This is a genomic window from Xanthomonas cannabis (genome assembly GCF_040616535.1).
Lineage (GTDB): Bacteria > Pseudomonadota > Gammaproteobacteria > Xanthomonadales > Xanthomonadaceae > Xanthomonas > Xanthomonas cannabis.
The window spans coordinates 3,909,142-3,932,861 of the sequence record NZ_CP136580.1; the positions used below are offsets into that span (position 1 = coordinate 3,909,142).

Here is a 23,720-nt window from a genome sequence, read left to right on the forward strand (position 1 = left end):
GCAATGCAGGCGCGCGTACTGGTCTGGCGCTGCGTGGTCATCGGCCTGAGGCACGGGCAGCAGTTGCCGCCGTCTCGCGACCGCCCAGCTGGTCGGCGCTGCCGCACATCACCAACGGCGCGCCGCGCCGCAAGGGCGCAACAAGCGCGCTATCGACGCCGGGCAGGGCTGCGCGTGACCAGGCACTGGGAAAACGCCAATCGGGCCTACCGCAATCACGCCGGCAGGCCCTAAGCTACCCGCGCAGCACGCCTGATTGCCAAGGAACGACATTGCACAGCACCGCCACCCAGCCGATGAGCCGCGCACAAGCGCTGGCGATCGCACGCGCGTTTTTGCCCAAGCACCCGCTGGGCAACCGCTACGACTACTACTACACGCACGCCAAGTTGCGCACCGATCCGCTCTACCCGGGCGTACTGGCGCAGCTGCGCACCACCACCGCGCCGGTGCTGGATCTGGGCTGCGGGCTGGGCCTGCTGGCGCATGCCTTGCGCGCCGACGGGCAGGCGCTGGCGTATTACGGAGTGGATGTGGATGCATCCAAGATCCGCCGCGCGCAACATATCGCGCAGCGCTCGGCGCTGGGCAATACCAGGTTCGAGGTGGTCGACCTGAGCCTGGCCTGGCCGCAGCATCAGGGCAGCGTCACCATCCTGGACGTGCTGCAGTATCTGCAAGCGGACATGCAGGCCGGCCTGCTCCGCAGCGTGGCGCAGATGCTCACGCCCGGCGCCAAACTGGTGATCCGCAGCGCGTTGGGCGATGCCAGCAGCCGCGGCCGCACCAGCCGCGTCACCGACGTGCTGGCGCACCTGAGCGGCTGGATGCAGCGCATGCCGCGTAGCTACCCCACCCGCGACAGCCTGCAGGCGCAGCTGGACGCGGCCGGCCTGCGCGCCACGTTTGCACCGCTGTACGGCAATACGCCGTTCAACAACTGGTTGATCGTGGCCGAGCCGCGCTGAGCCGTGCACAACGAGGCTTGCTCGATTCAGAACGGCTGACAGACATAACGCGCGGTCGCCGGACGGATGTGGACGGCACGCAGAGACCGAGATGTACGCGTGTGCATGACGCGGCATGCCTGGCAGTCGCGTAGTCGTTGTAACAGCCGCTCCTGGCGTTATCTGGACGATCCCGGGCGGCATGCGGTGTGAGATGAGGCGCTTGGCTTGAGATCGCCATTGCCGATCCACTCGAGCAGATGCGGCTGGGTTGTCGAGGGCGCGGTGCCCTCACCGCTCGCGGGACACGCATGAATCCATCCATGGCAATTGGTTTGCGGCATATGCCGTAAGCGGCCCCGCAAGTGATAAGGACATCGCACCAGGCAGCCTGCTGATGACGTTATTGAAGGACGAAATCACCGCGTCAGACAGTTGGCTGGTAGTTTTTGCTGAAAACGAAATGCCGCGTCGCTGGTGTGCTTTTTGAAAACCCTGCACATCGACCAACCTCACGGGTCCTTGCCCGCCCACCGTCGCGGGACCCTTGGCGGCATGGATGCCGCCACGGAGCTACATGGATGTACTCGCAGCGTGTCCTGCGATGGTGGGCGGGCAAGGGCCCTGCAGTAAAGGCGTAGATGATCCGCTCTGCGCCTGACCTGTCCGTAGCGAGCAATCAGATAGCGACGCCTGCATCGTGCCTATCGCGAGCGCTTGGCTGTCTTCGAGTCTGGCCGAGGGCGCGGTGCCCTCACCGCTCGCGGGACACGCCGTGAATCCGTCCGTGGAGGCTCGGTGGCGGCATCCATGCCGCCACACGGTCCCGCAATCGGCGAGGACACCAGCCAGACAGTTGACTGGTGGTTTTGTTGAAGAGCAAAGACACCGCGGCACCAGCTTGCTAGTCGCTGGTTGAGATCCATGCACACCGACCATCTCGACTGGTCCTTGCCCGCCCACCGTCGCGGGACCCTTGGCGGCATGGATGCCGCCACGGAGCTTACAAGGACGTACTTGCAGCGTGTCCCGCGATGGTGGGCGGGCAAGGGCCCTGCAGCAACGGCGCAGACCATCCGCTCTGCGCCTGATCTTCCAGTAGTGAGCAATCAGGTAACGACGCCTGCACTGCGCGTCTTTCGATCACTTGGCTGTCTTCAAGTCTGATCCAGGGCGCGGCTCCCTCATCGTCGCGGGACACGCGGTTAACTCGTCCATAAGGCTCGATGGCGGCATCCACGCCGCAACGCGTGTCGCCCGGAGCAAGGTCAGAACTTCCAGGACACCGTGAGCTCCACATCGCGCGGGTCGCCGTAGATCAGCTGGCTCTGGTAGACGATGTTGGCGTAGTAGCGGCGGTCGAACAGGTTGCGCACGTTGAGTTGTGCCGACCAGGCCTGGTTGAAGTCGTAGCGCGCCATGGCATTGGCCAGCACCACGCTGCCTTGCGTCAGCCGTTGCGTGTTGCCCTGCGGCGCGGCCATCAGCTCGTGGATGGCCGACTGCCAGCTCAGCCCCCCACCCAGCCGCCACGGCCCGGTCTGCCAGCTGGTGAACAGCGTGGCCTCACGGCGCGGGCTGGCAGGGTTCACGTCCGCGCCGCTGGCGTCGTTGGCATCGAACTGCGCGAAGCCGAATGCAAGACGCCACTGCTCCGACAGCTGGCCATCCAGCTGGAACTCCACGCCCTGGCTGACAGTGCCTCTGGCAGCGAGATAGGCCTGATTGGTGGTGCCTGGCACCAGCTGCCCGGGGTCGTTGACGGCCAGATTGTCCTGCTCGATGCGGAACAGCGCCAACGCGGCATTGAGCTGGCCTCCGAAATATTCGCCCTTGGCACCCACCTCGTAGCTATCGCCTTCCAGCGGATCGAGATAGCGCCCGCCGCGGTCGCGGTTGTTCTGCGGTTTGAAGATGCCGGTGTAGCTGGCGTAGAGCGCATGGCGGTCGTCCACATCGAAGATCAGGCCGGCGTACGGCGTGGTGCGGCCCCGGCGCTCGTACGAATTTTCCGGCACCAGCTGGTCGGTGCTTTTCCAGTCGGTGACGCGTGCACCCACGATGGCCTTCAGCGTGTCGGTCAGCTGGAATCGTCCGGCGGCATAGGCGGCCACCTGGCGCACATCGCGGTCTTCGCCCTTGCTCAGCGGCGTCCACTGCGGTTGCGCGATGGTGCCGGTCCAGGCGAAGACGCTTTGTGCGATCAACGGTTGCAGCGGCAGGTTGGACCAGTTGCGCACATTGCGATTCAGCCAGGTGGCGCCGGCCACGATTTCGTGTTCGCGGCCCCACAGCGTCAACGGCAGGGTGAGGTAGGCATCCAGACTGTTTTGCGCGCTGAGCGCGGGATAGCGCCCGCCAAAGGTGCTGGCAAGTCCCAGGCCGGTCTGTGCGTCCGGATAATCCAGGTAGCCGAACAACACCGATTTCCAGTCGGTTTCGAAGCGCTGGTGCGCGTACTCCACCTGCAGCTGGGCGCCATTGTCGAAACGATGGGTGAGCCCGGCGAAGGCGTTGGTGGTATCGGCCACGCCCCGCGCCCAGCGTGGCGTGAACGCGTCCGAGCGCGCGAAATCGGTGCGGCTGCCGTCGCTGAAATATGCCGGGACGCCGCCCCAGGTGGTGCCGCGCCCATCGTTGCGCTGCTTGTTGATGCCGATGTAGCCGCGGGTGGCCTCGCTGAGATCCGCATCGACGATGCCGTAGAACAACGACGATTGCTTGCCGTAGTAATCGCGGAAGGACTGCTTGTCTTCATAGCTGGCCACCACGCGGCCGCGCACCGTACCGGCGGCGTCGAGCGGCGATTGCAGATCGAGCGTGCCGCGATAGCGGTCCCAGCGGCCGGCCGACAGATCCACGCGGCCGGTCAACACGTCGCTGTCGGCATGCTTGCGCAGCAGGTCGATCGATGCCGCCGGGCTACCGGCACCGGAGGTCAGCCCGTTGGCACCACGCACGATCTCGACGCGGTCGTAGATGGCCATGTTCTGCTGCACATCGCCGCTGTAATCGGTGGGAATGCCGTCGATGCGGTAGTAATCCACCTCGAAGCCGCGTGCGGTGATGTAGGTCCGCTCGGTATCCCAGGTCGGCGAGTTGAAGCCGGCCACGGTGTCGGTGACGTCCTGCAGCGATTGCAGGTTACGGTCGACGATCTGCTGGCGGGTCACCACCACGACCGACTGCGGCGTGTCGCGTAACGACAGCGACAGCTTGGCCGAACTGCGTGCGATATCGGCGGTGTAGGAATCGCTGCCCTCGGTGGTGGCACTGCGGTGCGCCTGGATCTGCAGCCGATCCAGATCGACCGGATCGCCGGGATGCGATTGCGCGCTTGCCAGCGCCGGGCAGGCACAGGCCAGCGCAAGCACGGCGCGTCGGGGGGGCACGCGCGACAGGCGCAGATCGGCACGCGCACCAGCGCGCGCAGACACGGGACGAGAGAACATTGGTGTCAGCCTCATGATCGAAACACTGCCGTCGAAGACGGCCGCTGAGGCTGGCGCGGTCACACCGTGCGAGGTGCGGCCCGTTGGCTGGCTGGGCGCGCATGGTCGATCCACGCCCCATCGCTGTCAATAGACGCCGGCGCCGGGGAGCTGCAGATGGCGAGAAAACGCCGTCTGGTTTTGCACGCTGGGTTGCCACCGCATTGGCAACCGATTGCCGGCCGCGCGCGATCCCTTACCTTGCCGCGCGATGTCGCTTCATGCTGACGCAAGAGCGCCCGACACCGCGCTCGTACGCAGCGTCCCTGGCGCGCTGCCATACCGGCGGCGAAGTGCGCACGGCGCTGCGCCAGTGCCGTATTGGCCACCGGCGATCAACACAGACAACGCTCCGCATTAGCACTGCACCCGCCACGCCACGCGCCGAGGCAGCGTTCAATCCGGACGTTGCCCCACCAGCCCGCGCACCCGCATCGCCTCCAGCACGCCGCGCAGGATGGTGAGGTTGTGGCCGTGCGCGGCGCCTTCGTGCAGCAACACGATGGCGCCGGGCCGCAGGTCGCGCACGATGCGCGCCACGGTGGTGTCCGGTTCGCAGCGCACGCCATCGAAACCGCGCGCGCTCCAGGCCACGCGGGTCAGGCCATGCGCGCGCAGCGGCGAGGCGACGAACGGGTTGGTCATGCCGACCACCGAGCGGTACAGCCGGGGCGCCTGGCCGGTGATCCGGGCCAGGGTGCGCTGCGCCAGCCCGATTTCCTGGGCCATGCGGCGCGGCCCCAGCGCCCAGAACCAGGCCTGCGGATGGGTATGGCTGTGGTTGCCGATGCCGTGGCCGCGTCGCACGATCTCGCGCACCAGCTCGGGCCGCCGTTCGGCGCGCGCACCGACCACGAAGAAGGTGGCCTTGGCGCCGTAGGCATCCAGCAGGTCGAGCATGGCCGGGGTGTCGTCGGACGGGCCGTCGTCGATGGTCAGCCACACCTGCGGCGCGCGGCCCGGCAGCCGTGCCAGGACCGGCGCATACAGGCGCGCACGCGGCAGGAACACCGGCACCACGAACAGCGCATGCGACACCAGCAGCATCGGCAGGCCCCAGGCCCAGCCCAGATGCCACCACAGCACCGCCACCGCTAGCTGCGACAGGGCGAACAAGCCCACCCAGCGGTACGGGCGGGAGGGGATGCGATACAGCGTTTCCGGCGTGGTCATGCCGCATGATGCCACGCGGCGTAGAATGCCCGGTCTCCACGATCTGACCGAAGTGCTGCCATGTCCCTCGATCCCGCTCTGCGTTCCCGTATCGATACGCTGCTGCAATCCAGCCGCGTGGTGCTCTTCATGAAAGGCCAGCCCGGCATGCCGCAGTGCGGCTTTTCGGCCAAGGCGGTCGGCGTGCTGGACGGGCTGGGCATCGACTATGCCCACGTCAACGTGCTGGCCGACCAAGACATCCGCGAAGGCATCAAGGCCTACGGCGACTGGCCGACCATCCCGCAGCTGTACGTGGACGGCGAGCTGATCGGCGGCAGCGACATCATCGTGCAGATGGCCGACAGCGGCGAGCTGAGCAACATGCTCGGCCTGCAGGCGCCCGACCGCAGCCCGCCGAAGATCACCATCACCCCGGCCGCGGTCGAGATGCTCAAGGGTGCCCTGGCCGATGCGCCGGACGCGTCGCTGACGCTGTCCATCGATGCCAACTTCCAGCCGAACTTCCAGCTGGCGCCGACCAACCCGAACGCCATCGCCGCCGAATCCAACGGCCTGCGCGTGCAGTTCGACCTGGCCAGCGCGCGCCGCGCAGACGGCATCACCATCGACTGGGTGGACGACATCCGCGGCCGCGGCCTGGCGATCGACAACCCCAACGCGCCCAAGCCGGTGCAGGAGCTGTCGGTGCGCGATGCCGACGACCGTCTCAAGGCCGGCAGCCTGACCCTGGTGGACGTGCGCCCGGCCGACGAGCGTGCGCTGGCCACGGTGGCCGCACCGTTCCGCACCCTGGATGCGCACGAGCGCGCCGCCATCGAACAGCTGCCCAAGGACACCCCGCTGGCATTCCTGTGCCACCGCGGCGGGCGCAGCCTGCAGGCCGCCGAGCATTTCCGCGGCCTGGGCTTCACCAACGTCTACAACGTCACCGGCGGCATCGATGCGTGGTCGGACGAGGTGGACAACGGCGTGGCGAAATACTGAGCAGGCGCGAGCGGTCGCGGCCGCCGCTCACGCGTCACGCTGCACGTGCAGACTGCCGCGCTTGCGTGACCCGTGTGACCACGGCCCGCACGGCTGCGGCACCGCACACCGAAACGGGCGCTCCTTGGAGCGTCCGTTTTTTCATGGATCAACCCGCACAAGGACACCGCTGCAATGCACACCCGCCTGCTCCCGCTCGCCCTGGCCGCGCTGCTACCGCTGGCTGCCCACGCTGCCGAACCGCCGCGCGCGGTGCTGCTGGTCCAGACCTACGACAGCCAGCCGTCCGACGATCCGCTGGAATACGTTCCGGTGTGGCTCGGCAAGGCTGTGGCAAAGGAATCGACCCTGCCCAAGGCGTTGCTGGGCCAGCCGCTGCAGGTCTTCAATACCGGCGTATCCACCGGCACCGTGCGGCTTGCGTCGCTGACGGTGGATGACAACAGCATGTGCGGCGGCACCGCGAAGCTGCGCATCAAGGGCGGCACCACGCTGTCCGATTCGCCGCTGCTATCAACGGTGGATCTCAACCCGGGCAAGCGCTTTGCGTCGCGTGCAGCCACCGCCACCGAACAGAGCGAGTTGTTTCGCCAGGTGAGTGACACCGCGCAGCTGCGCAAGCGCGTCAAACCGGCGGCATTGGCGCAGGCACTGGCCGCGTTCAAGGCCGACCGCGCGCAGGATCTGGCCGCGCTGCAGATCATCACCGATGCGCAGCAGCCGCAGCGGCGCGTGGCCGTGCTGACCTCCAACCACCCGACCAAGACCGGCAATCCGGAGAACCCGACCGGCGTGCTCGTGGTGCTTGCGATCTTCGACCATGACGGCAGCCGTTGGCAGTTCCGCCACGGCCACGCCGCCAGCGGCTGCGACGATTGCGAAGACCTGCCGCAGCGCACCCATCTGCTGCAGTTCGGCGACATCGACGGCAACGGCACGCTCGATCTGGTGCTGTCGGAAAGCGGCTACGAAAGCTACGGCTTCTATCTATTGCTCGGCGAAGGTGCCAGCTGGCGGTCGGAAGGTCTGCCAGGCGGCTGCTGATCGATCGACGGCATGCGCGGTGCCGGTGGTGGCACCGCGCGTGGCGCCCGCCCCCGCTGCAGTGCCCACAGCTGTTCGGCGATCACGCTGGCATGCAGGCGCGGTGTACACCCCTTGCCCGCCGCCATGCAACGCGTGGATGGCGGCCTTCAGCCGGCAAACCCGCCGTCGTCGAGAAACTGCTGTTCCTCTGCGCTGGTCGCGCGCCCCAGCACGGTATTACGGTGCGGGAACCGGCCAAAGCGCTGGATGATGCGTTGATGTTCGAGCGCCCAGTGGGTGGTCTGCGTATCGTCCAGTGCGCCGATCAGCTCCACCGCGCGTGCCTGCTTTTGCAGGTCTTCGGCATGCTCGAACGGAAGATAGAAAAACAACCGCAGTTGCGCCGAGACCTGCTGGTCGAAGCCGCGCTCCACCGCCTGCTTTGCGCACTGCAACGCCAACCCGTCGGTGGCATAGGCATGCGCGCTGCCACGGAACGCATTGCGCGGGAACTGGTCCAGCAGAATCAGCAAGGCCAGTGCATCCTCGGCGCGCGCCATCCAGTGCGCGTACTCGCCCCGTGCGGCGGCAAAGTGCTGCTCGCTGAAATGCTGACGAAAGTTGGCGTCGAAGGCATCGTTGTGCGTGAACCAGCGGGCCGAGCCGGCCAGTTCCCAGAAAGCCAACACCACATCGGCCTGTTTGTTGCGTTCTGTTTTGGCAATCATCGACGTCCCCCCGGAGGAATACGGCACAGCATGCGCTCTGGCATGTGATGAGGCAGCCGCGACCGCAACCTCCAGCACTTGGCAAGCACGGCGCTGGCAGCTAGTTTTGCGGCCTGTGCTTTCGTGTCACCGGGGAAATCCATGCGTTCCATCCTGTTCGCCGCCCTTGGCGCGGCGCTGCTGTGCGGGCCTGCGTCTGCGGCATCGCGGTTCGTGCAAGACCCTTACCCCAGCACCTACCGCGCGCTCGCGTCCGGTCCGGTGCTGATCCAGCACGCCACGGTGCTCACCGGCACCGGCGAGCGGCTGGACGATGCCGACGTGCTGCTGCGCGACGGCAAGGTGGCCGCCGTCGGCCGCGCACTCGAGGCACCGGCCGATGCACGCCGCATCGACGGCACCGGCAAGTGGGTGACGCCCGGCATCATCGATGTGCACTCGCATCTGGGCGTGTACCCCAGCCCGGGCGTCAGCGCGCATAGCGACGGCAACGAGATGACCGCACCGGTGACGCCCAATGTGTGGGCCGAGCATTCGATCTGGCCGCAGGACCCGGGCTTTGGCACCGCGCTGGCCGGCGGCATCACCTCGCTGCAGATCCTGCCAGGCTCGGCCAACCTGATCGGCGGGCGCGGCGTCACGCTGAAGAACGTCGCCTCCACAACCTATCAGGGCATGAAGTTCCCCGGCGCACCGTGGGGCCTGAAGATGGCCTGCGGCGAAAACCCCAAACGCGTCTACGGCGAAAAGGGCGGCCCCGGTACGCGCATGGGCAATGTCGCCGGGTACCGCGCTGCGTTCATCGATGCGGCCGAGTACCTGCAGAAGAACGCACCGAAGAAGAAACCCGCCAAGAAGCGTCACTGGTGGAGCAGTGGTGGCGACAACGACAGCAGCGGCGATGCCGGCGGCAAGCGTGATCTCAAGCTCGATACGCTGGCCGGCGCCATCAACGGCGACATCCGCGTGCACATCCACTGCTACCGCGCCGACGAAATGACCACCATGCTGGACCTGTCCAAGGAATTCGGCTTCCACATCGCCGCCTTCCATCATGGCGTGGAGGCCTACAAGCTGGCCGACCGGCTGGCGCAGGAAAACGTCTGCGGCGCGCTATGGGCCGATTGGTGGGGCTTCAAGATGGAAGCCTTCGACGGCATCCAGGAGAACATCGCCATGGTCGACCGGCCTGCCAACAGCTGCGCCATCGTGCATTCGGATTCGGAAGAAGGCATCCAGCGCCTGAATCAGGAGGCCGCCAAGGTGATCGCCACTGCGCGCCGCAGCGGCATGGAGATTGCGCCCGAGCGCGCGATCCGCTGGCTCACCAGCAACGCCGCCAAGGCGTTGGGCATCGAGCAGCAGACCGGCGCGCTGGAGCCGGGCAAGATGGGCGATGTGGTGGTGTGGAATGGCAACCCCTTCAGTTCCTACGCATTGGCCGAACAGGTGTATATCGACGGCGCGCAGGTTTACGACCGGCATCAACGCGCGTTGCAGCCGGTGTCGGACTTCATGCTGGGCCAGGAGGTGGCACGATGAGCCGCCGCATCCTGACACGCCCGCAACTGCGTGCCCTGTCGGCGCTGGTGCTGGCCGCGCTGGCGTTGCCGGCGTTGGCACAGCAGGTGCTGATCCGCGATGCCACCGTGCACACCGCCACCGCGCAGGGCACGCTGCAGCACACCGACGTGCTGGTGCAGGGCGGCGTGATCCGCGCGATCGGCAGCAACCTGGCCGCGCCGGCCGATGGTCGCGTGATCGAGGCCAAGGGCCGCCCGCTGACGCCGGCCTTGTTCGGCGGCATTACCGAGATCGGCATCGAAGAAGTCTCCGGCGAAGACAGCACCGTGGACAGCGGCGTCAAGCTGGCCGAGCAACCGATGCGCCCGGAGTTCGACGTCACCCTGGCCTACAACCCCGACTCGGTGCTGGTGCCGGTGGCGCGCGTGGAAGGCATCGGCTTCACGGCGCTGGGCGCAACCACCAGCGGCGCCTTCATCGCCGGCCAGGGCGGCATCGTGCGGCTGGATGGCAGCCCGGACCCGGTGGGCCCGCATGCGTTGTTCATCCGCATCGGTGCAGCGGCGTCCGACCTCACCGGCAGCTCGCGTGCCGCGCAATGGATGCTGCTGGATCAACTGGTGGCCGAAGCACGCGGCCGCGTGCCCGCCGAGTCGCCGCATGCATTGCTGACGCCGATGGGGCGCAGCGTGCTGGCCCGGTATCTGGCCGGGCAAGGCCGCATCGTGGTGCAGGTCGAACGTGCCGCCGACATCCGTCAGCTGCTGCGCTGGGCGCAACGCGAGAAGGTGCGCATTGCCATCGCCGGCGGCGCCGAGGCGTGGAAGCTGGCCCCGCAACTGGCGCAGGCCAGGGTCCCGGTGCTGGTGAACGCGCTGGCGGATTTGCCGGCAACCTTCGACCAGATCGGCGCAACGCTGGAAAACGCCGCACGCCTGCGCGCGGCCGGTGTGGAGGTCAGCTTCAGCCAAAGCGGCGACGCCTCGCACAACGCCCGCAAGCTGCGTCAGCTGGCCGGCAACGCGGTGGCCAATGGCTTGCCGTGGGAATCGGGGCTGGCCGGCCTGACCCGCGTGCCTGCGGAGATCTTCGGGGTGGGCGATCGCATCGGCAGCATTGCCGTGGGCAAGCAGGCCGACCTGGTGCTGTGGGAAGGCGACCCGCTGGATGTCGCCCATTACGCCGAGCAGGTCTGGCTGGGCGGGCGCGAGATGCCGATGCGCTCGCGCCAGAGCGAACTGCGCGACCGCTACCTGCAGCAGGCCGGGCAGCTGCCACGTGCGTACCTGAAGTGAGTGCGTGCGGCGTGCGCTGATGCGTACGCCGCAAGGCGCCGCACCGCAGCCCGCACATGCAGCGGCCTTGGCAGCGCCGCCCGTAGTAGCGCGCTCGGCAACACCGCCACCCTGCACGACCTGCTGATGCACGTGGGTGGGTGGTGGACTGGCAGACATGGACGCTGCGCTGTCGTGGCGTCTCGCCGCGTGCCGCCGGCGGCCTTCGTCGCAGTGATGCAGCCATCGGGCTTATCGCCTGTTGCCGGTTTGGCGGCTGGCACTACCCGGCAGCCTTCGTGCCCTGGCAGGTGCCAGCTGCGGGCGCCGTTGCTGCACGAACGCGAACCCGCTGGTTCGGGCCGGCGGATGACGTTGGCTCGATTGCGACGTGCTGCGCCAAGCCAGCCACATCGCGACGCAGATCGACGCAGGAAGCAGGTGCTGCGCACGCCATACGTCTGCCGGTCGCAGCCGAAGCGTGACCGGCGCTTAGGTTCATTGCTGAAGTTTGAACGCGCCGCACGCTCTGCTGCTTGCGCGCTCGCCGTCGTGGTCCAGCCCGCCTAGCATCGCGCATCGGCATCCGGCTTGCCGCCTCACGTCGCCATGGAGACCCACATGTTCTGCCCGACCCTGCGCATGCTGGCATGCGCGTTGTGCCTGTACGCCGGCGTCAGCGCCCCGGCCATGGCGGCATTCGGATTCACCCGCAGCGGCGACCACGTGGTGGTGGACAGCGGCGCCGAGCTGGTGTTTTCGGTCAATGCCAACAATGGCGACATCGTGTCGATGCGCTACCGCGACAACGAGCTGCAGACCACCGAATCGAAGGGATCGCACATCGCCTCCGGGCTGGGCAGTGCCAGCGTGGACGCGCGCGTGGTGGGCGGGGCAATCGTGGTATCGGCCAAGGCCGGCGATCTGGTTCATTACTACATCGTGCGCAAGGGCCGCAATGCGATCTACATGGCCACCTATGCGCCGACCTTGCTGCCGGTGGGCGAACTGCGCTTCATCGCGCGCCTGAATGTGTCCAAGTTGCCGACTGCCCAGCAGGAACCTGATTCCAGCGTCGGCACGGCGATCGAAGGCGAAGATGTCTTCCTGCTGCCGGACGGCCGCACCAGCTCCAAATTCTATTCGGCGCGGCGCATGCTCGACGACCAGGTGCATGGTGTCAGCGGCTCCGGCGTTGCGGTATTCATGCTGATGGGCAACCGCGAACGCAGTTCCGGCGGGCCGTTCTTCAAGGACATCGCCACGCAGAAAACCCGCGTGACCCATGAGCTCTACAACTACATGTATTCCGACCATACCCAGACCGAGGCCTTCCGCGGCGGCCTGCATGGTGTCTACGGCCTGTTGTTCACCGATGGCGGCGCGCCATCGAGCGCGCAGCTGAGCACCGACTTCGTCGATGCCACGCTGGGCTTGAACGGCTATCTGGCCGCTGACGGGCGGGGTGCGGTGAGCGGCCGCGTCGGCGGCGTGCTCTCCGGGCAGCCGGCCGTGATCGGGCTGCGCAACGAGCAGGCGCAGTACTGGGCCAGAGCCAATGGCAGCGGTGACTACCAGATTGCCGGCGTGCGCCCGGGGCGCTATCGCATGACGCTGTACCAGAACGAGCTGGAGGTGGCGCAGCGCGATGTCGAAGTGTTTGCCAATGCCACGGCGCAGGCCGCGTTGCAGGCGGTAACAGCGCCAGGAACGGTGAAGTGGCAGATCGGCGTGCCCGACGGCACCCCGGCCGGATTTCGACATGCCGACTTGCTGCCGCGCGCGCACCCGTCCGACCGGCGCATGAGCTGGTCACCGCTGACCTACACCGTGGGCGCCAGCAGCATGAGCAGTTTTCCGGCGGTGCAGTGGCGCAGCATCAACACCCCCACCCGCATCGACTTCGCCCTGGCCTCCAGCGAGGTGCGCGGCTATCGCCTGCGCATCTTCGTGCCGTTGGCCCAGGTCAGCGCACGCCCGCAGATCAGCGTGAATGCCCGCTGGAACGGCCCGGTGCCCGCCGCTCCCAACCAGCCCAAGACGCGCGGCATCACCCGTGGCACCACACGCGGCAACAACACGCTGTATGAGGTGGACATCCCCGCGTCGGCGCTGCAGGCCGGAAGCAACCGCATCGAGATCGGGCTTGCCTCCGGATCGCCGGATAATGGGTTCCTCAGCCCGGCCGTCGTGTTCGACAGCATCCAGCTGGTGGCGATGTAACAACGGTGAACACGACTAGGTAATCGCCAGGTGCACGCTGCCGGTGCACGGACTGGCCGTGCAGTGTTTCCTGCACGGCAACGTCTGCGCAGCAGCCCCATGGCTGCTGGCTACGTGTTGCAAGCCACTGCAGCACCACGGCACGCCATGCACCGCGCGTCATCGCGCGATGCATGGCACGGCGCCGACACCCCTGCCAAGATGCCGCAGCCGTTCTTCATGCCCGCACTACCGACGTTGGCGTGCAACCGGTACACGCCAACTGCGCACCGTTGCGCTGACCAACGCCGCCTGGCCACGCGCCAATCGCTGCGCTTACTTGGCCGCAATCGACCCGCTGAGCGACACCGTGCCCATCCCGCCGGTGACCTCGAAGCCGCCTTCCACCACCTGCAGATACAGATCGCTGCTGTAGCGGCCATCGCCGCCCCGCAGGGCCTGCAAGCGTGTGAGGAATGCCTTGACGTCTACATTGACGTTGCCCTTGGCCGGCAGTGGATTGCTGTTGCCGGCCGTGCCGTGCGGAATGAAGGTGTACACGTAATAGCCGGCAGCCGGGTTGTTGCCTTCCCACAGATCGTAGGTGACGCCGCCGGAAGTGATGGCATTGGCGGTGGTCACGGTGCCGATCGGATACGAATTGTTGGCGCCCCAGATCATCACTTCCAGCTGCGGGTTGCCCTTGCTGGCGTCCTTGCGAAAGAACAGGTCGTAGGCAAAATCGCCGGTCTGCCCGCTGCCGTTGGTGGTGAAGGCCAGCGCGCCGCTCAGGCTGCCGATCTTGGACACCTGATGCGGAAAGTAGCTGTCGGTGGTCGGGTTCATCGTGTAGTGCCAGCCGCGACAGATCGCGGGGTAGCCATACAACTGCCCGCTGGGCAGGTTGTAGGACACGGTCAGGCTCGGCGTACTGCCGGAGCCGAACGTTCCCTTGATGTTGTTGTTGCTGTCGTTGAAATTATTGTTGTACGCGTACTGCGTGCCGTAGACCCTGGTCTCGCCGGTATAGGCACTGGCGCCGGCGGCGAGCAGTGCCAACGCCAATGCCGCGGTGCGCGGTAACAGGCGCAAACGGGTGGGCAAACGAACAGCGTCGTGCAGATGCATGGGTGAGCTCCGATGAGGGATGGGGACGCCCGGCACTTGGCAGGACGCCAGGCGACGGACACACGACCATTGCGTCATCCACCAGCGCAACGGACGGCGTCACGCAGCGGATGTCCACGCACTGACGGGGCGCAGACACGGCCATCCATGCGGACCGATCACCGTGGCCTCCTCCGATGCGCGCCACCTGCATGACAGGCGCGGCGCAGACGGCCACCTCATTGGCGTGATGCACCTCATGCCCGGCGAAGCTGCGAGCAGGTGGTGCCCCACGCAGCTGCCGGCGATGCACACGCGAGATGCACACGCGAACAGGCAGCGCGCACGCAGGCCGCCGCACTGGCGGCCCACGCGCACCTCAGCCCATCGCGTTACTTGGCATCCATCGTGGCGCTGACCTTGGCCCAGCCATTGCCACGCACCACTTCAAAGCCCGCCTCGGCCGCATGCAGATACATGCTGTTGTTGTATCGGCCATCCTTGGAGCGGTTGTTCTGCAGCCAGGTCAGGAACGGCTTGGCGTCGATATTGAGGCTGCCGCTGGTCTTGAGCGTGGGCTGGCCGGCGGTGCCGGTCGGGATGAAGGTGTAGACGTAATAGCCGGCACCGGAGTTGAAGCCTTCCCACAGATCGAAGGTGCGGCCACCGGCGGTGATCACCTTGGTCGCAGTGACGGTGCCGATCGGCCAGGAGTTGTGGTCGCCCCAGATCATCACTTCCAGCTGCGGATTGCCCTTGGCGGTATCCCAGCGGAAGAAGATGTCGTAGGCGAAGTCACCGGCCAGATTGCTGCCGCCGGCGCTGTAGTTGAACTTGAACGGCAGCGAGCTGATCGACGAGATCTGCTTGGGGAACAGCTTGTCGGTGGTCGGATTCCAGTCGTAATGCCAGCCGCGCACGATGGCCGGGTAGCCGTAGAGGTTGTAGTCGGCAAAGTTGAAGGTGACGGTCAACTCCGGCGTGCTGCCGGTGCCAAAGGTGCCCTGGATGATGTTGTTGGGGTCGTTGAAGTTGTTGACCCACGCGTAGTGGTTGCCAAAGATCTTGTACGGGCCGGCCAGGGCCACGGGGGCGAGCGCCACCAGGCCAAGGGCCAGTGCCGCCTTCCACCAGCGCGATGCGCGCCGCCGTGTGGTGGTCGCCTTGGGCGCGGCCTGCGTGAGGGTGTTGGATGGGGTGGTCTGCATCTCTGTCTCCATTGTGTATCGGCGCGGCGGCGCCAGTGCGGCGCCACCGAGACCCGCCCTGCAGCGGTCGTGATCGACCCTAGCAGCGGTGCTGTGAGAGGAGCTATAGCGATTCCGGCAGGCCGGAGCGGCCAAGCGCGATAGCGGGCGCTACCTGGCAAGCCAAGCGTGTCCTGGTCCGCAGTTCGCTGCCATCTCGCGGCGGTGGCGACATGTATCGCTCAGGCACCTGGGCACACCCGCGAGGGGGAATGCTGCAGGGCGGCATGGCAGGCAAGGCACCGCCGACGGGTGCGCTGCCACCGCAGCGCGGCCCGGGCTGCCGGACAATGGGCATGCAAGGGGCCGGCAGGCGCGGCTGAAGGCGCGCGAGCCGCCTGCCGGCACGCGGCGCGCCAACGGGTCTACGCGCGGCGGCGGTTTTGCGATAGCGTTCGCAGTACAGACGACGCAACAGCCGGAGGGGGCGACGATGCGCATCGGAATCGTGGTGGATAGTGCGTGCGACCTGCCGCAGGAATTTCTTCAACGCAACAACGTCATCGTGCTGCCGATCAGCGTGCGCATCGGCGAGGCGGTGCTGGCCGATCACCGCGATGAAGAGGCCACGCTGAGCTTTCTGCAGGCGCATGTGGCCGAGCGCGGCCACGAGGCCGAAACCACGCCGTTTTCGGTCAACCAGATCCGCGACCTGTTTCTGCAGCGGTTGGTCATCGACTACGACCACGTGTTCTGCCTGACCATCTCCAAGCTGCGCAGCCAGATCTTCGACAACGCGATGCAGGCCAGCTTTGCGATTCTCAACGACTACAAGCCGATCCGACAGGCCGCCGGCCACGGCTCGCCGTTTGCGCTGCGCGTGATCGACACGCTCAACCTGTTTGCCGGCCAGGGCATCACCGCGGTGGAGGCCGTGCGCCTGCGCGAGCAGGGCCAGGGCGTGGCGGCGATCCGCACCCGCCTGGAACAGCTGGCCGAGCACACCTACGGCTATATGATCCCGCGCGATCTCTACTACCTGCGTGCGCGGGCGCGCACCAAGGGCGACCGCAGCGTGGGCCTGATCGGTGCGGCGCTGGGCAGCGCGCTGGATATCAAGCCGGTGCTGCGCGCGTACCGCGGCGTCACCGAGCCGGTGGCCAAGCTCAAGGGCTTCGAGCCATCGGCCGACAAATTGTTTGGCTTCACCGTCCGCAAGATCCGCGACGGCCTGATGACCCCGACCGTGTGCGTGGGCTATGGCGGCGAGCTGGCCGAGCTGCATGCCCTGCCCGGCTACGCGGCGCTGCAGAGCGCCTGCCAGAGCCACGGCGTGGAACTGTTCGAAAGCGTGATGAGCCTGACCGGCATGGTCAACGTCGGCAAGGGCGCGCTGGCGGTGGCCTTCGCGGCCCAGCCGCATGGTTTTTCCGCCTGAGGCACGTGCCTGGCGGCGCCTGGCCTTCGACGGCGTTCTCACCCGTCCTCGGCTAGTGTGCCGCCGTCATTCAACGGAGCGTGTCCATGCCTGTCAGCTACTCGATCAGCCTGCCCGACCCCAAGCTCGCCCGCGGCAGCGCGCCCTCGGTGAGCTTCACCGCCAACGGCGCCGAGGCGTTTGCCGAGCAGTTGCAGGCCGCCCTGCGCGATCCGGCGTGGTTCGATCGCTGGCGCCAGCTGCAGGCCGACCCGGACGAGGTGGACCCGAGCCTGGGCATCACCGACCCGGCCGCCACGGTCACCGGCAAGCAGCAGGACCTGCGCATCGATCTGGTTGCGACCACCAGCATTCCCGGCGACCTGTTCAAGCAGCGCATGCAGGCCCTGGCCGGGTCGCACTGGCAGATGCGCGACGTGCGTTGACGGTGTGCGCCGCCATGCGGGACGCGTGGCGGCGTACGGTCACGCCTGTGTCGAGGCACGACGTGGCCAGTGCCATTTCAGATTGACCGCCAGCGTGCCCAGCACGATCAGTGCCAGGCCCAGCCACTGCACCGGCACCAGGGCGTGGCCGTACAGCAGGTAGTCCAGCAGCAGCGTGACCAATGGATACACGAACGCCAGCACCGCGATCGTGGCCACCTGCAGATGCCGGTACGACGAATAGAACAGCACGTACACGATGCCGCTGTGGATCACGCCCAGCCCCACCAGCCAGACCCAGTGCAGGCCGGGATGCAACGCGCTGCTGCTGGAAAACCCCGCCAGCAGGAACGTGCCGACCCAGCACTGCACCGTCACCACCGCCAACGGCCGCTCACGGCTGATGCGGCGCGACATCAGCAATGAGGCGCCGCACAGCAGCGCGGCCAGCAGGGTCAGCGCAATCCCGAGCAGATAGCCGCGGTCGGCAGCCTGCCACAGCCGCGCCGGATTGGCCGAACACGCAACGCCCACAAACGCCAGCAGCGTCCAGCCCAGGTCGGCGCGGCGGGTGCGCTCGCCCTGCAGCAGCGCCGCCAGCAGCAACATCACGAACGGAAACACGTGGTAGACCATCGTCGCCACGCCGATCGACGAGCGCGCCATGCCGGCGAACAAGGCCACCCAGTTCAGCACCAGCAGCACGCCACTGATGACGGCATCGCGCAGCAGCGTGCGGTCGCGCCACACCCCACGCAACTGTCCGCCGATCAGGCCGCAGATGGTGAGAAACAGCGCGCCAAACAGGCAGCGGTAGAACACCGCCGTCACCGGATCCTGCCCGCTTTCGTGCACGAATACGCCCACCGACCCGATCAACACCTCGGCCACCAGCAATTGCCAGATCGCACGTCGCGCAGTGCCGACGGATGTCGCTTGAACAGGCAAGGCGATGCTCATAGCGCAATCGTTCCCTGCAGAGACTGCACAGCGCTGCCGCGCACAGACACATGCCGCGGCTCCACCAGGCATGCACGTTCGCCGGCGCGCGCAGATGCCTGCAGTGCGGTCAACTGCGTCTTGCCCAGCCTGCCCGCCCATAGCGGCGCCAGCGCGGCATGGATCGACCCGGTCACCGGATCTTCGCTACCGCAGGATTGCGCTTGAAGCGCCGCAATGAACGCATCGACGATAGACACTGGAAGCAGCACGACCAACCTCACGGAAGAGAACACACCTGGCGCATTCACCGGGCACAGCGAGTCTGCAATGCATCACACGACCATGACAGATTCAGATACGCTGCAAATTGACCAATACAGATGAAAGGCACCGGCACATGCTTCTGTATGAATCGCTCGCCATGCAGCTGCGACAGCAGATCGAAGGCGGCACCCTGCGTGCCGGCGAGCGTCTGCCCTCGATCCGGCAATTGGCCGCCACCCACGGCATCAGCACGGCAACGGCAGTGCAGGCCTGCCTGCAGCTGGAACGCGAAGGGCGCGTGCAGGCGCGGCCGCGCTCCGGTTACTTCGTGCGCACCACCGCCTCTGCATCGCCCGTATCGGTACCCGCAACGCGTCGGCGTAAACCCGGCATGGTGGACAACCCGGCCTTGCAGCGCGTACTCGACACCCTGGCGCGTACCGACCTGGTGCCATTGCATACCGCCACTCCCGCGCCGGCGCTGTTGCCGGCTGCACAGTTGGCGGCAGCGTTCTCGCGTCAGTTGCGTCGCCAACGTACCGCCGCACTGGACTACGCACCGCCACAAGGCCATGCCGCACTGCGGCGGCAGATCGCACAGCGTTATGCACACTGCGCAACCACCGTGGCTGCGGAAGAAGTCGTGATCACTGCCGGTGCGATGGAAGCCATCAGCCTGGCCTTGCGCACGCTCACCGCACCGGGCGACGTGGTGCTGGTGGAGACGCCCACTTATCACGGCATCCTGCAGGCGGTGGCCGCCTTGCGGCTAAAGGTACTGGAGGTGCCCAACCGCGCAGGCCAGGGCATCGATGTCGCGCGCCTGGACGCGCTGCTGCAACGCACGCCGGTGCGCGCGGCGGTGCTGGTGCCCAACTTCAACAATCCCAACGGCAGCCTGACGTCCGACAGCGCAAAGCGCGCACTGCTCGACAGCTGCGCCCGCCATGGCACCGTGGTGATCGAGGACGATATCTACGGCGAGCTGGATTGGTCGGGCCAGCGACCGCGCCCGCTACGCCACTTCGACACCCATGCCAATGTGATCACCTGCGGGTCGTTTTCCAAGGTGCTGGCGCCCGGCTTGCGCGTGGGCTGGTTGCTCGGTGGCGACTGGACCGAGGCCCTGGTGCGCGCCAAGTATTTTTCCACCGTGGGCAGCGCCAGCCTGCCGCAACTGGCCTTGGCCGATTATCTTGCGCAGCACGACCTGGAACGGCATCTGCGCAAGCTGCGCCGCACCCTGGCCGACAACGGCCAACGTCTGCGCGATGCGGTCGTGCGGCATTGGCCCGATGGCACACGCATCGGCGACCCGGCTGGCGGTCTATCGCTGTGGCTGCAATTGCCCGAGGGTGGAAGCGGCCAAGCATTGTTCGAGGCCGCACTGGCCGAAGGCATCGGCACCTCGCCCGGCCATCTGTACTCCAGCCGCGGCGACTACGCGGATCACATCCGCCTGACCTGCGGCCAGCCATGGAGCGAGACGCTGGAACGCGCAATGCGTCGATTGGGGAAGCTGGCAGCCCAGGTGGCGCGCTAGCGCGTTGCAGGCATCAGCTTGGTTTGGTGTTGGTGTTGGTGTTGGTGTTGGTGTTGGTGTTGGTGTTGGTGTTGGTGTTGGGTGTTGGCTGTTGGCTGTTGGTGTTGGGTGACGACGATACCCGCACCAACGCGCCACTAATGTTCAGCGAAGTAGCGAGTCCCTCTCCCGCCGGGAGAGGGGTTGGGGTGAGGGTACGTGGCGAAGCCCTCGCTACGTTCAACCGCATGCGGCTTCGCCCGTGCCCTCATCCGCCCCTTCGGGGCACCTTCTCCCGAAGGGAGAAGGGATCACTTGCGGTCTGCGCTCGTGTGCGTTGCCACCATCGGTGCAACCTGGGGACTGCGGGATGTCTGCCACTTTGCCGTGCCGCGCCATCCCGCGCCATCCCGCCCCGCCCAATCACATCCTCGACCGCCCGCAACCGCACCCCATCACCCGCGCAGCGCCGCCGCATGATGCGCGATGTGCTCGCCGATAAAGCTGGCGATGAAGTAATAGCTATGGTCATAGCCTGGCTGCATCCGCACAGTGACCGGATAGCCAGCCGCGTTGGCGGCATCTTCGAACAGCGCGGTCTTCAGTTGGTTCTGAAGGAATTCGTCTGCATCGCCCTGGTCGATCAACAGCGGCAACCGTTCCTGCGCCTGCACGATCAGCGCAGTGGCGTCGTAGGCCTTCCACGTCGCGCGATCGTCGCCCAGGTACTGCGCAAACGCCTTCTCGCCCCACGGCACCAGGCTCGGTGCGACGATCGGCGAAAACGCCGATACGCTGCGATAGCGGCCCGGGTTCTTCAACGCAATGGTCAGCGCGCCGTGCCCGCCCATCGAGTGGCCGCTGATCGCGCGCGCGCCGGTGGTGGCGACGTTGGCTTCGATCAGCGCGGGCAATTCGTTCACCACATAGTCGTACATGCGGTAGTGCGCGGCCCAGGGCTGCTCGGTGGCATCGACGTAGAAACCGGCGCCCTTGCCGATGTCGTAGCCGTCCGCGTCGGCCACATCGTCGCCGCGCGGGCTGGTGTCGGGCGCAACCAGGATCACGCCATGCTCGGCCGCGTAGCGCTGCGCGCCGGCCTTGCTGATGAAATTCTGTTCGGTGCAGGTCAGCCCGCTCAGCCAGTACAACACCGGCAACGGGCCATCGGCAGCCTGCGGCGGCAGATAGACGCCCACCTGCATGCTGCAGCTCAAGGTCTGCGACTGATGGCGATACACGTACTGCCAGCCGCCGAAGCAGGCGCGGTGTTCGATACGTTCCATGAAGATTCCTTACGAAGAGAAACCCTGCTGCCGGTGCACCGGCCGCAGGGTTGGACAATCAATGCAGCAGGCCTTTCTGGCGCGCAACCTGGGTCGACAGCGCGTCCATCAATCCCGGCGACAGGCAGTCGTACGGGGTCAGCCCCAACTCGGTCAGCCGCGCGCGCACGCCGTCCATCTGCTCCGGCGGCGTGCCGGTTTCGATGATCGACGACACGAAGGCCGCAAAGCCCGGTGCCGACCAGCCCTGTTGCTTCGACAACTCAGTGTGCACGAAATCCAGACCGTAGAACGCATGGTCCTTGTTCTCGATGCGGCCATACAGATGCACACCGCATCCGGTGCATGCGTGGCGCTGGATCGTCGCGCTTTCATCGACGATCTTCAGCTTTTCGGGATGCGCGGTCACCGTGACCTTGTCGCGCGGCGCCACCGCCACCACCGAAAATTTCGCGCCCGCAGGCTTCCAGCACTTACTGCAACCGCAGGCGTGGTTGTGCGCGGTCTGCGCGGCCACCTCCACGGTCACCTTGTCGGTCGCGCAGTGGCATTCAAGGGTTCCCCCCTGAAAGCCCTCCGCACCTCCACGCGCAACACCACCATCTACCGAAGGATGAATCGACACGTTTGTCATCATGTCCCTCCCGGGAGTCTCGGGTACCACGTGCGCGGAGGCGGCCGCGCGCCGCTCCTGGCCGTCTGGTCAGAAATGAATCACGGTGCGGATCGACTTGCCTTCATGCATCAGGTCGAAGGCCTCGTTGATCTCTTCCAGCGGCATGGTGTGGGTGATGAACGGATCGAGATCGATCTCGCCCTTCATCGACTGCTCCACCATGCCCGGCAACTGCGTGCGTCCCTTGACGCCACCAAATGCGGAACCGCGCCACACCCGGCCGGTGACCAGCTGGAACGGACGGGTGCTGATTTCCTGGCCGGCACCGGCCACGCCGATGATGACGCTCTCGCCCCAGCCCTTGTGGCAGCACTCCAGCGCCGAACGCATCACGTTGACGTTGCCGATGCATTCGAAGCTGAAGTCCACGCCGCCATCGGTCAGCTCGACGATGACCTCCTGGATCGGCTTGTCGTAGTCCTTGGGGTTGATGCAATCGGTGGCGCCCATGCTGCGCGCCAGATCGAACTTGCCCGGGTTGGTGTCGATGGCAATGATGCGCCCGGCCTTGGCCTGCACCGCACCCTGGATCACCGCCAGCCCGATGCCGCCCAGGCCGAACACCGCCACGCTCTCGCCCGGCTTGACCTTGGCGGTGTTGTGCACCGCGCCGATGCCGGTGGTGACTCCGCAGCCAAGCAGGCAGACCTTTTCCAGCGGCGCGTCGGGGTTGACCACGGCCAGCGAGATTTCCGGCACCACGGTGTATTCGCTGAAGGTGCTGCAGCCCATGTAGTGATAGATCGGCTCGCCGTTGTAGGAGAAGCGCGTGGTGCCATCGGGCATCAGGCCCTTGCCCTGGGTGGCGCGCACGGCCTGGCACAGGTTGGTCTTGCCGGACAGACAGAACTTGCACTTGCGGCATTCGGCCGTGTACAGCGGGATGACGTGGTCGCCGACCTTGACGCTGGTGACGCCTTCGCCCACCTGCTCGACGATGCCGCCGCCTTCATGCCCCAGCACCGAGGGAAAGATGCCTTCCGGATCGTCGCCAGACAGGGTGAAGGCATCGGTGTGGCATACGCCGGTGTGGGTGATGCGGACCAGCACTTCGCCGGCTTTCGGCGGTGCGACGTCGATTTCGACGATTTCCAGCGGTTTGCCGGGTCCGAATGCGACTGCTGCACGGGATTTCATGGGGTAGCGCTCCTGACGAGATGTTCAAGGACGGAACCGGCAAGCGCCGGCCCGGTGGGAGATTTATTTGAGGTAGGACCGGACCAGACCCAGCAGGTCCTGCACCCGTTCGGCGCGTTGCGCATCGGATGCGGCGGCATGCCCGAAGTCCTCGCGGATATGCGCTTCAAGCACCTGCGACATCAGCCCGTTGACGGCCCCGCGGATCGCAGCGATCTGCTGCAACACCGGGGCGCAGTCTGCGCCCGACTCCAGCGCCCGCTCAAGCGCGTCGCACTGCCCGCGCAAGCGGCGCACCCGCGCCAGGGCGCGCTTCTTTTCCAGCGGCGAATGCGGCATGCCGACCCCCAGCCAAAATACTGGGGGGCAGTATAGGCATTTCCA

At 66.6% G+C, this 23,720-nt stretch carries 19 protein-coding genes and 1 pseudogene; 9 read left to right on the forward strand and 11 right to left on the reverse strand.

Going from position 1 to position 23,720, the window contains the following annotated elements; genetic code table 11:
- Positions 1-296 precede the first annotated feature (296 nt).
- The gene (locus tag RZV17_RS16455) at positions 297-968 is read left to right on the forward strand and encodes a class I SAM-dependent methyltransferase (protein ID WP_039406302.1); all 672 of its coding nucleotides are present in this window, start codon (positions 297-299) and stop codon (positions 966-968) included.
- Between the two features lie 1,247 nt (positions 969-2,215).
- Here the strand turns inward: RZV17_RS16455 and RZV17_RS16460 are convergent.
- Both RZV17_RS16460 and RZV17_RS16465 read right to left on the reverse strand, forming a co-directional pair.
- Positions 2,216-4,399, reverse strand: coding sequence for a TonB-dependent siderophore receptor (locus RZV17_RS16460; RefSeq protein WP_355605039.1), 2,184 nt, complete (start codon positions 4,397-4,399; stop codon positions 2,216-2,218).
- 435 nt (positions 4,400-4,834) lie between these two features.
- Positions 4,835-5,611 carry a polysaccharide deacetylase family protein gene (locus tag RZV17_RS16465; protein WP_355605043.1) on the reverse strand — a complete coding sequence of 259 codons (777 nt, stop codon included), beginning with the start codon at positions 5,609-5,611 and terminating at the stop codon, positions 4,835-4,837.
- A gap of 60 nt (positions 5,612-5,671) precedes the next feature.
- Here RZV17_RS16465 and grxD point away from each other — a divergent pair, with 60 nt between their 5' ends.
- The gene (grxD, locus tag RZV17_RS16470; RefSeq protein ID WP_039406216.1) at positions 5,672-6,598 is read left to right on the forward strand and encodes a Grx4 family monothiol glutaredoxin; all 927 of its coding nucleotides are present in this window, start codon (positions 5,672-5,674) and stop codon (positions 6,596-6,598) included.
- Between the two features lie 174 nt (positions 6,599-6,772).
- Positions 6,773-7,642 (forward strand): hypothetical protein, encoded by an 870-nt coding sequence (locus tag RZV17_RS16475; protein WP_039565673.1) that lies wholly within the window; start codon positions 6,773-6,775, stop codon positions 7,640-7,642.
- A gap of 149 nt (positions 7,643-7,791) precedes the next feature.
- Here RZV17_RS16475 and RZV17_RS16480 read toward each other — a convergent pair whose 3' ends face one another.
- Positions 7,792-8,352, reverse strand: coding sequence for a DUF924 family protein (locus tag RZV17_RS16480; RefSeq protein WP_355605047.1), 561 nt, complete (start codon positions 8,350-8,352; stop codon positions 7,792-7,794).
- A gap of 141 nt (positions 8,353-8,493) precedes the next feature.
- On the opposite strand from RZV17_RS16480, the gene RZV17_RS16485 reads away from it, so the two are divergent.
- The 3 genes from RZV17_RS16485 to RZV17_RS16495 all read left to right on the forward strand — a co-directional run bounded on the left by RZV17_RS16485 (position 8,494) and on the right by RZV17_RS16495 (position 13,373).
- Positions 8,494-9,894, forward strand: coding sequence for an amidohydrolase (locus tag RZV17_RS16485; RefSeq protein WP_355605050.1), 1,401 nt, complete (start codon positions 8,494-8,496; stop codon positions 9,892-9,894).
- Positions 9,891-11,171, forward strand: a complete 1,281-nt coding sequence (locus RZV17_RS16490; RefSeq protein ID WP_355605052.1) for an amidohydrolase family protein — start codon at positions 9,891-9,893, stop codon at positions 11,169-11,171. Before RZV17_RS16485 ends, RZV17_RS16490 begins: the two co-directional genes overlap by 4 nt.
- 600 nt (positions 11,172-11,771) lie before the next feature.
- Positions 11,772-13,373 carry a rhamnogalacturonan lyase B N-terminal domain-containing protein gene (locus tag RZV17_RS16495; RefSeq protein ID WP_355605055.1) on the forward strand — a complete coding sequence of 534 codons (1,602 nt, stop codon included), beginning with the start codon at positions 11,772-11,774 and terminating at the stop codon, positions 13,371-13,373.
- A 315-nt stretch (positions 13,374-13,688) separates the two neighbouring features.
- On the opposite strand, the gene RZV17_RS16500 is transcribed toward RZV17_RS16495, so the two are convergent.
- Both RZV17_RS16500 and RZV17_RS16505 read right to left on the reverse strand, forming a co-directional pair.
- A complete protein-coding gene (locus RZV17_RS16500) occupies positions 13,689-14,480 on the reverse strand; it encodes a cellulase (protein WP_355605058.1) in 792 nt (263 codons plus the stop codon).
- 371 nt (positions 14,481-14,851) lie between these two features.
- On the reverse strand, positions 14,852-15,667 hold the full coding sequence (locus tag RZV17_RS16505) for a cellulase (protein ID WP_047694982.1): 816 nt from the start codon (positions 15,665-15,667) through the stop codon (positions 14,852-14,854).
- A gap of 472 nt (positions 15,668-16,139) precedes the next feature.
- On the opposite strand from RZV17_RS16505, the gene RZV17_RS16510 reads away from it, so the two are divergent.
- Entirely contained in the window at positions 16,140-17,084 is a 945-nt protein-coding gene (locus tag RZV17_RS16510) for a DegV family protein (protein WP_104581767.1), read from the forward strand.
- An 86-nt stretch (positions 17,085-17,170) separates the two neighbouring features.
- Positions 17,171-17,509 carry a hypothetical protein gene (locus tag RZV17_RS16515; RefSeq protein WP_039411215.1) on the forward strand — a complete coding sequence of 113 codons (339 nt, stop codon included), beginning with the start codon at positions 17,171-17,173 and terminating at the stop codon, positions 17,507-17,509.
- 39 nt (positions 17,510-17,548) lie between these two features.
- Here the strand turns inward: RZV17_RS16515 and RZV17_RS16520 are convergent, their stop codons facing one another.
- A complete protein-coding gene (locus tag RZV17_RS16520) occupies positions 17,549-18,469 on the reverse strand; it encodes a DMT family transporter (RefSeq protein WP_355605062.1) in 921 nt (306 codons plus the stop codon).
- Positions 18,466-18,666: pseudogene (locus RZV17_RS16525) on the reverse strand (PhzF family phenazine biosynthesis protein); the annotation flags it as partial. The gene RZV17_RS16520 and the pseudogene RZV17_RS16525, both read right to left, overlap by 4 nt.
- A gap of 182 nt (positions 18,667-18,848) precedes the next feature.
- Between RZV17_RS16525 and RZV17_RS16530 the strand changes: the two are divergent.
- Positions 18,849-20,258 (forward strand): PLP-dependent aminotransferase family protein, encoded by a 1,410-nt coding sequence (locus RZV17_RS16530; RefSeq protein WP_355605065.1) that lies wholly within the window; start codon positions 18,849-18,851, stop codon positions 20,256-20,258.
- A gap of 434 nt (positions 20,259-20,692) precedes the next feature.
- On the opposite strand, the gene fghA is transcribed toward RZV17_RS16530, so the two are convergent.
- The 4 genes from fghA to RZV17_RS16550 form a co-directional block, all read right to left on the reverse strand.
- A complete protein-coding gene (gene fghA, locus RZV17_RS16535; protein ID WP_355605068.1) occupies positions 20,693-21,523 on the reverse strand; it encodes an S-formylglutathione hydrolase in 831 nt (276 codons plus the stop codon).
- A gap of 58 nt (positions 21,524-21,581) precedes the next feature.
- The gene (gene gfa / locus RZV17_RS16540; RefSeq protein WP_047695008.1) at positions 21,582-22,157 is read right to left on the reverse strand and encodes an S-(hydroxymethyl)glutathione synthase; all 576 of its coding nucleotides are present in this window, start codon (positions 22,155-22,157) and stop codon (positions 21,582-21,584) included.
- 69 nt (positions 22,158-22,226) lie between these two features.
- Entirely contained in the window at positions 22,227-23,336 is a 1,110-nt protein-coding gene (locus RZV17_RS16545; RefSeq protein ID WP_039411211.1) for an S-(hydroxymethyl)glutathione dehydrogenase/class III alcohol dehydrogenase, read from the reverse strand.
- 63 nt (positions 23,337-23,399) lie between these two features.
- Entirely contained in the window at positions 23,400-23,675 is a 276-nt protein-coding gene (locus RZV17_RS16550) for a metal/formaldehyde-sensitive transcriptional repressor (RefSeq protein WP_039411209.1), read from the reverse strand.
- Positions 23,676-23,720: the final 45 nt, after the last annotated feature.

What these genes read in the sequence shown, in the direction of transcription:
- RZV17_RS16455 (WP_039406302.1), top strand. Translation starts at nt 297, where the DNA reads ATGAGCCGCGCACAAGCGCTGGCGATCGCACGCGCGTTTTTGCCCAAG.
- RZV17_RS16460 (WP_355605039.1), bottom strand. Translation starts at nt 4,399, where the DNA reads ATGTTCTCTCGTCCCGTGTCTGCGCGCGCTGGTGCGCGTGCCGATCTG.
- RZV17_RS16465 (WP_355605043.1), bottom strand. Translation starts at nt 5,611, where the DNA reads ATGACCACGCCGGAAACGCTGTATCGCATCCCCTCCCGCCCGTACCGC.
- grxD (WP_039406216.1), top strand. Translation starts at nt 5,672, where the DNA reads ATGTCCCTCGATCCCGCTCTGCGTTCCCGTATCGATACGCTGCTGCAA.
- RZV17_RS16475 (WP_039565673.1), top strand. Translation starts at nt 6,773, where the DNA reads ATGCACACCCGCCTGCTCCCGCTCGCCCTGGCCGCGCTGCTACCGCTG.
- RZV17_RS16480 (WP_355605047.1), bottom strand. Translation starts at nt 8,352, where the DNA reads ATGATTGCCAAAACAGAACGCAACAAACAGGCCGATGTGGTGTTGGCT.
- RZV17_RS16485 (WP_355605050.1), top strand. Translation starts at nt 8,494, where the DNA reads ATGCGTTCCATCCTGTTCGCCGCCCTTGGCGCGGCGCTGCTGTGCGGG.
- RZV17_RS16490 (WP_355605052.1), top strand. Translation starts at nt 9,891, where the DNA reads ATGAGCCGCCGCATCCTGACACGCCCGCAACTGCGTGCCCTGTCGGCG.
- RZV17_RS16495 (WP_355605055.1), top strand. Translation starts at nt 11,772, where the DNA reads ATGTTCTGCCCGACCCTGCGCATGCTGGCATGCGCGTTGTGCCTGTAC.
- RZV17_RS16500 (WP_355605058.1), bottom strand. Translation starts at nt 14,480, where the DNA reads ATGCATCTGCACGACGCTGTTCGTTTGCCCACCCGTTTGCGCCTGTTA.
- RZV17_RS16505 (WP_047694982.1), bottom strand. Translation starts at nt 15,667, where the DNA reads ATGCAGACCACCCCATCCAACACCCTCACGCAGGCCGCGCCCAAGGCG.
- RZV17_RS16510 (WP_104581767.1), top strand. Translation starts at nt 16,140, where the DNA reads ATGCGCATCGGAATCGTGGTGGATAGTGCGTGCGACCTGCCGCAGGAA.
- RZV17_RS16515 (WP_039411215.1), top strand. Translation starts at nt 17,171, where the DNA reads ATGCCTGTCAGCTACTCGATCAGCCTGCCCGACCCCAAGCTCGCCCGC.
- RZV17_RS16520 (WP_355605062.1), bottom strand. Translation starts at nt 18,469, where the DNA reads ATGAGCATCGCCTTGCCTGTTCAAGCGACATCCGTCGGCACTGCGCGA.
- RZV17_RS16530 (WP_355605065.1), top strand. Translation starts at nt 18,849, where the DNA reads ATGCTTCTGTATGAATCGCTCGCCATGCAGCTGCGACAGCAGATCGAA.
- fghA (WP_355605068.1), bottom strand. Translation starts at nt 21,523, where the DNA reads ATGGAACGTATCGAACACCGCGCCTGCTTCGGCGGCTGGCAGTACGTG.
- gfa (WP_047695008.1), bottom strand. Translation starts at nt 22,157, where the DNA reads ATGACAAACGTGTCGATTCATCCTTCGGTAGATGGTGGTGTTGCGCGT.
- RZV17_RS16545 (WP_039411211.1), bottom strand. Translation starts at nt 23,336, where the DNA reads ATGAAATCCCGTGCAGCAGTCGCATTCGGACCCGGCAAACCGCTGGAA.
- RZV17_RS16550 (WP_039411209.1), bottom strand. Translation starts at nt 23,675, where the DNA reads ATGCCGCATTCGCCGCTGGAAAAGAAGCGCGCCCTGGCGCGGGTGCGC.